Annotated in this window: 1 pseudogene and 1 other annotated feature; the pseudogene reads left to right on the top strand. The window is 66.8% G+C overall.

The annotated features are described in order from the left end of the window. Positions 1 to 364 (top strand): annotated as a pseudogene (locus L8K25_RS22620) (IS3 family transposase); the annotation flags it as partial. Next, positions 73 to 189, top strand: a sequence feature (AL1L pseudoknot). (Overlaps the previous pseudogene by 117 nt.)

Genomic DNA, 364 nt, shown 5'->3' with positions numbered 1-364 from the left:
GGACAAGGTGAAGGCGCTCGAGCGCGAGGTCCGTGAGCTGCGGCAGGCCAACGAGATTCTGCGCAAGGCGTCCGCATATTTTGCGCAGGCGGAGCTCGACCGCCCGTTCCGGCGATGATCGCCTTCATTGACGATCACCGCGATGTCTATGGGGTCGAGCCGATCTGCCGCGTCCTGCCGATCGCCCCATCCACCTACTACGAGCGCGTCGCGCAGCGACAGGATCCGGCACGCCTGTCGGCGCGAGCGCGGCAGGATGCGGTCCTAAAGCCTGAGATCGCGCGCGTGTTCGCCGAGAACTTCGCGGTCTACGGCGTGCGCAAGGTCTGGCGGCAGATGATGCGGGAGGGCGTGTCCGTCGCCT

The organism is Sphingomonas sp. TREG-RG-20F-R18-01 (genome assembly GCF_022662475.1).
Taxonomy (GTDB): domain Bacteria; phylum Pseudomonadota; class Alphaproteobacteria; order Sphingomonadales; family Sphingomonadaceae; genus Sphingomonas.
This window is presented reverse-complemented; position numbering and strand designations above follow the sequence as displayed.